Source organism: Dokdonella sp., from assembly GCF_039926425.1.
Lineage (GTDB): Bacteria > Pseudomonadota > Gammaproteobacteria > Xanthomonadales > Rhodanobacteraceae > Dokdonella_A.
Genome location: NZ_JBDSWZ010000264.1, coordinates 20768 through 27291, shown reverse-complemented (window position 1 = coordinate 27291; position 6524 = coordinate 20768). Strand labels below are relative to the sequence as shown.

At 64.9% G+C, this 6524-nt stretch carries 4 protein-coding genes and 1 pseudogene; 3 read left to right on the top strand and 2 right to left on the bottom strand.

The features are described from left to right. A pseudogene (locus tag ABIV12_RS15070) lies at positions 1 to 877 on the top strand (WYL domain-containing protein); the annotation flags it as partial. A 64-nt stretch (positions 878 to 941) separates the two neighbouring features. Continuing rightward, the gene (locus ABIV12_RS15065) at positions 942 to 1931 is read left to right on the top strand and encodes a patatin-like phospholipase family protein (RefSeq protein ID WP_348060769.1); all 990 of its coding nucleotides are present in this window, start codon (positions 942 to 944) and stop codon (positions 1929 to 1931) included. Positions 1932 to 2204: 273 nt separating this feature from the next. Here the strand turns inward: ABIV12_RS15065 and rho are convergent, their stop codons facing one another. Together rho and trxA are read right to left on the bottom strand one after the other, a co-directional pair. Continuing rightward, the gene (gene rho / locus ABIV12_RS15060; RefSeq protein ID WP_348060767.1) at positions 2205 to 3893 is read right to left on the bottom strand and encodes a transcription termination factor Rho; all 1689 of its coding nucleotides are present in this window, start codon (positions 3891 to 3893) and stop codon (positions 2205 to 2207) included. A 221-nt stretch (positions 3894 to 4114) separates the two neighbouring features. Further along, a complete protein-coding gene (gene trxA / locus ABIV12_RS15055) occupies positions 4115 to 4444 on the bottom strand; it encodes a thioredoxin TrxA (protein WP_348060765.1) in 330 nt (109 codons plus the stop codon). A gap of 297 nt (positions 4445 to 4741) precedes the next feature. Between trxA and ABIV12_RS15050 the strand changes: the two genes are divergently transcribed. Further along, entirely contained in the window at positions 4742 to 6499 is a 1758-nt protein-coding gene (locus ABIV12_RS15050) for a DEAD/DEAH box helicase (RefSeq protein ID WP_348060763.1), read from the top strand. Positions 6500 to 6524 lie beyond the last annotated feature (25 nt).

The window sequence follows — 6524 nt, the reverse complement described above, 5'->3', positions numbered from 1 at the left end:
CAACGCTTTACCGGGACATCGCGTTTCTGCGCGATGCGCTCGGTGCGCCGATCGAAAACGGCGACGCGGACGAGCCGACCGTCCGCTACGCCGCCGACGCGGCCGACCGCTTCGAGTTGCCGGGTCTCTGGCTCAGCAGCGAGGAGCTGGCCGCGCTGCTGGCGCTGAACGAGTTGCTCGGCCGTTCCGATCCCGGCGTGCTGGCCGGCGCGCTCGCGCCTTTCCGCGCACGCATCGAGCGCTTGCTGTCGGACCAGTCGAGCGGCCGTGCGTTGCCGATCGAACGCATTCGCGTGCTGACGAGCGGTTCGCGCACACTGGACCAGGGCGCGTTCCGCGCGGTCGCAAGCTCGTTACTCAATCGCAGCGCCTCAAGTTCCGCTATCGCGCGCGCTCGACCGATTCGCAGACCGATCGCGTCGTCTCGCCGCAGCGGCTCGCGCACTACCGCGACAACTGGTATCTCGATGCGTGGGACCACAGCCGTGAGGCGCTGCGCAGTTTCGCGCTCGACCGCATCCGCGAACCGCACCTGATCGACGAGCCCGCGCTGGATCGTGAAGGCAGCGAACTGGACGCGCATCTTGCCTCCAGCTACGGCATTTTTTCGGGCGCGCCCAAAGCCTGGGCGACGATCCGCTTTTCGCCGCATGCATCGCGCTGGGTCGCCGATGAACACTGGCATTCACAGCAGCAAGGCTCGCGTCTGCCGGATGGACGCTATGAGTTGAAGCTGCCGTACTCAAATTCGCGCGAGTTGCTGATGGACGTGCTCAAGTACGGTCCGGATGCCGAAGTGGTGGCGCCGGTATCGCTGCGCGAGGAGATGAAAATCCTGCTCCAGCTCGCGCTCGGTTCGTATCAGGGCGTGCGGTGATGGCGTTTGCGATGACCCGCGTGCGATGCAGGGCGACCAACGCGCAACCGTCCAGGGACGCGGCATGACGGCTGGCGAACCCACCGCGTTGCCGGCTCCTGCGCCGGCGCTGCTGGACACCACCGACATGAGCATTTCCCTCGTGCTCGGATCGGGTGGTGCGCGCGGCTATGCCCACATCGGCGTGATCGAGGAGTTGCAGGCACAGGGTTTCGCGATCCGTTCGATCGCCGGCAGCTCGATGGGTGCGCTGGTCGGCGGCATCCACGCGACCGGCAAGCTTGCCGATTTCAGCGCGTGGGTACGGCCGATGCTGCGCCTCGATGTGTTGCGCCTGCTCGACTGGACGATCACTGGCGGCGGCTTCATCAAGGGGGACCGGATCATCGGCGCACTGCGCGAACTGATCGGCGACATCGACATCGAGGAATTGCCGATCCCGTTCACCGCAGTGGCGGTCGATCTCGACGCGCAGCGCGAAGTGTGGTTCTCGCGCGGACCGCTGTTCGATGCCGTTCGGGCATCGATCGCGATTCCGACGATCTTCCGGCCGCACTACTACCAGGGCCGTTTGCTGGTCGATGGCGGACTGCTCAATCCGTTGCCGGTGTCGCCGACGCTGCGCGACATGACGGACGCGACCATTGGCGTCGACGTCAACGCGTCGCCCGAGCCGCAGCCCTCCCATCCTGCAATCCACATGCCGGCGTCCGAACGGGTGGGCGAGGCGGATCACGAGATCGAACCACGGCGTGTGCGACACCGTGGTCGTATTGCGCGCTTCATCGAAGCGCAGATTGAAAAGCACGAGCGGCGCACGTTCGCTTCGACGGAACCCGGAGCGTTCGAGCTGTTCGCGCGTTCGCTCGACGTGGTGCAGGAAACCATCACGCGATTGAAGCTCGCCGCGCAGCCGCCCGATCTGCTGATCACGATTCCGCGCAACGCCTGCGCGTTCTACGAATTCCATCGGGCGGAGGAGATGATCGAACTGGGACGCCGGCGCACGCGCGAAGCGCTGGCGCGCTGGGCGCCCGTGCGCCGGTCACGCTGAGCAGCGCCCGCGCGAACGCGTTCAAGAAAAAGCGCATCCGGAAAAAGGATCGGCCCGCCTGGGGAGAGGCGGGCCGATGGGCGGTGGCTGGGGAAGGAGGTTGGGGAGAACCTCGAAGCCGAACCGCGGAGTGAGACTAATCGCCGTAGCTTTCAGAACGCTTTCGCGCGGGTGCGGCATATTGCCCGCCCGCGCCATCCATTCAAATCCAAACGACTCAACCGATCGCCCACCGCAGGCTGGACGTATCCCCGCCGCCAGCCATCGGTCGCGTCAACCGCGTTTCATCGAGCCGAAAAACTCGTCGTTCGACTTCGTGTTCTTCATCTTGTCGAGCATGAATTCCATTGCGGCCAGTTCATCCATCGGATGCAGGAGCTTGCGCAGGATCCAGATCTTCTGCAGTTGGTCCGGATCGATCAGCAACTCTTCGCGACGCGTGCCGGAGCGGTTGATGTCGATCGACGGATAGACGCGCTTCTCGGAAATGCGACGGCTGAGGTGCACTTCCATGTTGCCGGTGCCCTTGAACTCCTCGTAGATCACCTCGTCCATCTTCGACCCGGTCTCGACCAGTGCAGTCGCGATGATGGTCAGCGAACCGCCTTCCTCGACGTTGCGCGCGGCGCCGAAAAACCGCTTCGGACGCTGAAGCGCATTCGCATCCACACCGCCGGTCAACACCTTGCCCGAACTCGGCACCACGGTGTTGTAGGCGCGTGCAAGACGCGTGATCGAGTCGAGCAGGATGATCACGTCCTTCTTGTGCTCAACGAGGCGCTTGGCGCGCTCGATCACCATCTCGGCGACCTGCACGTGACGCACTGCCGGCTCATCGAACGTCGACGCAACGACTTCCGCGCGCACGCCGCGCTGCATCTCGGTGACTTCTTCCGGACGCTCGTCGATCAGCAGGATGATCAGGTGCGCATCCGGATGGTTGTGCACGATCGCCTGGGCGACGTTCTGCAGCATCATCGTCTTGCCGGCTTTCGGCTGCGAGACGATCAGCCCGCGCTGGCCGCGGCCGATCGGCGCAACGAGGTCGAGGATGCGGCCGGTAATGTCCTCGCTCGATCCGTTGCCGCGTTCCAGATGGAACGACTTGCGCGGAAACAGCGGGGTGAGGTTTTCGAACAGCACCTTGTTCTTGGACATCTCCGGCGGCTCGCCGTTGATGTGGTCGACCTTGAGCAGCGCAAAGTAGCGCTCGCCTTCCTTCGGCGGACGGATGCGCCCGGTGATGTAGTCGCCGGTGCGCAGGTTGAAGCGGCGGATCTGGCTGGGCGAGACGTACACGTCGTCGGGGCCGGCGAGATACGACGCGTCGAACCCGCGCAGGAAGCCGAAGCCGTCCTGCAGGATCTCCAGTACGCCTTCGCCGTAGATGCCGCCGCCGGCACGCGCGTGCGCCTTCAGGATGAAGAAGACGATGTCCTGCTTGCGTGCGCGGGCGACGCCTTCCTGCACGCCCAGCGTTTCGGCGAACACCAGCAGTTCGGCCGCGGTCTTGCGCTTGAGATCATTGAGATCGATCAGCGGACCATTGCCACCGCCGTTGCGGGAATCGTCTTCCTCGTCAAAGTTTGCGTTGGCGTTCTGCCCGCCGCCGCCACCGCCGCCTTGTGGATTGTTGTTGCGGCCGCCACGACGATCGCGTCGTCCGCGCCGCGCCTGCTGGCCCTGTCCGCCGCCGTTCGGTCCCTGCCCATTCTGTGGCTGGCCGGACTGCTGCGGATCGGCATGGTTGCCATCGGCATTTTCATGGCCCGACGACACCTGCTGTTCATTGTGTGAATCGTTGTGCGACTCGCTGTGCGCGGGCTGTTGGGTCTCGACCTGCGGAGGCGGAGCGTCCTTCTGGACAGCGGCCGACTGACCACGCGGAGTTTTCTGCCGCGGCTCGGGACGGCCTTCGGCGGCGGCGCCGGGGCCACCTTCATTCGTTTCGTTTTCGGACACGGGCAATCCTCGCTGGGCGCCGTTGATGGAACGGAGGGATGTGAAACATCGGAGAAGAAGCGGGCGGGAGCAGCTTGGCTCCGGGCGCTTGGACCTACGGTAGCACTGTCGCGTCTGGGGCGTCCAGCTTTGGACGGGAGTGGGAATCGGGCATCGGGAACTGCACAGCGACAAAGGCATTCACGCCGCTCGAACGAATCCCCGCTGCCCCATCCCGACGCTCAGGCAATCGCCTTGTCGATGATCTGTGTCAGCTGCGTCTTGCTGACCGCGCCGATCTGCGTGGCTTCGACCTTTCCGTCCTTGAAGATCATCAAGGTGGGGATGCCACGCACGTTGTAGTTGCGCGGGGTCTTCTGGTTCTGGTCGATGTTGATCTTGGCGACTTTCAGCTTGCCTTGATAGGAGGCGGCAAGGTCATCGATCATCGGTGAAATCATCTTGCACGGACCACACCATTCGGCCCAGAAATCGACGAGCACCGGTTCGGTGGACTTGAGGACCTGTTCTTCGAACTGGTCGTCACTGACGTGCGAAACGTGTTCGCTCACGGGCATTCTCCAAAAAAGGACGGGTTGCGAGGCAAGCGCGCGCCCGGGGCGGGCTTCCGCTACACTCACGCGGTTTCAGCGGTTCAGGCGAAGCAGAAAGGGTCGGGAAAGCCCGGGTCATTTCAGCTCAAACGCCCATCCTGCGCAAGTTGGGGACGCGGACGCGCTTTGCAACAGCCGCGCCGCGCCAGCTCCGCAAGGCCTGTCCCGTGTACCGCTCCGAGCGCCCGTTTTCGGCGCCGCCCCCGTGCGTTCGGCCTTGTCCGCAACGCCCTACGCCACGAGAAAGACTCCTTAATGGCTCAGCACGCAATCACCGATATCACCTTCGAGAGTTTCGACCTGCATCCGCACGTCCTCTCCGGCCTGCACGCCGCAGGCTTCACCCGCTGCACACCGATCCAGGCACTCACCCTGCCGATCGCATTGTCCGGACGCGACGTCGCGGGACAGGCGCAGACCGGCACCGGAAAGACCGCCGCGTTCCTCGTCGCCGTTCTCAACCGGCTGCTCACCCAGCCTGCCGCGATCGACCGCAAGCTCAGCGATCCGCGCGCGATCATCATTGCGCCGACACGGGAACTGGCGATCCAGATCGACAAGGACTTCCGCAACATCGGCCGCGACACCGGCCTTCGTTCGGCACTGATCTACGGCGGCGTCGACTACGACAAACAGCGCGAACTGCTCAAAGCCGGCTGCGACCTGATCATCGCGACGCCCGGGCGGTTGATCGATTACCTCAAGCAGCACGTGTTTTCGTTCAACTCGATCGAAGCGGTCGTCATCGACGAAGCCGACCGCATGTTCGACCTCGGCTTCATCAAGGACATCCGTTTCCTGTTCCGTCGCATGCCGCCGCGCGAACAGCGCCAGGGCATGTTGTTCTCCGCGACGCTCAGCCATCGCGTGCTCGAACTCGCGTACGACCACATGAACAGCCCGGAGAAGCTCGAGGTCGAGACGGAAACGATCACCGCCGACCGGGTTCGGCAGATCGTGTACTTCCCCGCAAAGGAAGAGAAGCAGCCGCTGCTGCTGCATCTGTTGTCGAAGATCGACGCGCACCGCAGCATCATCTTCGTCAACACGAAGATCGCCGCGGAGAAGGTCACGCGCGCGCTCGAACGCCAGGGTTTTCTGGTCGCGACGCTCTCGGGCGACGTGCCGCAGGCGAAGCGCGAGCGCTTGCTCGCGAAGTTCCAGAAGGGCGAGATCGAACTGCTCGTCGCGACCGACGTCGCTGCGCGCGGCCTGCACATTTCCGATGTCAGCCACGTGTTCAATTACGACCTGCCGCACGACGCCGAAGACTACGTCCACCGCATCGGACGCACCGCACGCCTGGGTGCCGAGGGCGATGCAATCAGCTTCGCCTGCGATCTTTATGCGATGGGTCTGCCGGATATCGAGGCGTACATCGAGCAGAAGATTCCGACCGCGTCGATCAGCCCCGACATGCTCATCGCTCCCCCGGCGCGTCCGCGCGCGACGCCGCTTGCATCCGCCGATGGCGATGCCGACGATGCCGCCGACGATGCCCGCAACACCGCCGGCGCGCCGCCGAAAAGTCCGCCCGGAAAGTCGTCATCCGCGATGTCGCGCGGCCCGCGCTCACGCAGTGCAGCTGGCGGTGAACGCAGCGGTGAACGCACCCGTCCGCCGCGCGCCGCCACCGCCACCAGCACAGCGCGTCCGCCACGCGTCGCGCCGATGCCCGAGGCAACTCCGGCAGCACCCGTTCTCGCCATGCCCGTGCCCGCAGCGGAGGGCGTCGATCCGCTGGTCGCCGGGGATGCGCCGCGCAAACGCCGTCGCCGGGGCGGTCGTGGCCGGACCCGTCGCGAAGGCGAGGAAGCAACTCCGACGTCAGGTGCGGTTGCAGCTGCAACGGACGCGAACGCGTTGCCCGTGCGCGCCAAATCCGAACGCAAGCCGCGTCGCGAACACGCGCCGCGCAACGAAACGCCCATCGTTCCGCCGCCGCCTTCAACCTCGCAGCCTCCGAAGCCGGGTTTTTTCCGCCGCATCGCGCGGTTGTTCACGCCGCGCTGAACGCAGCAATCCTCGCGACGCAGAT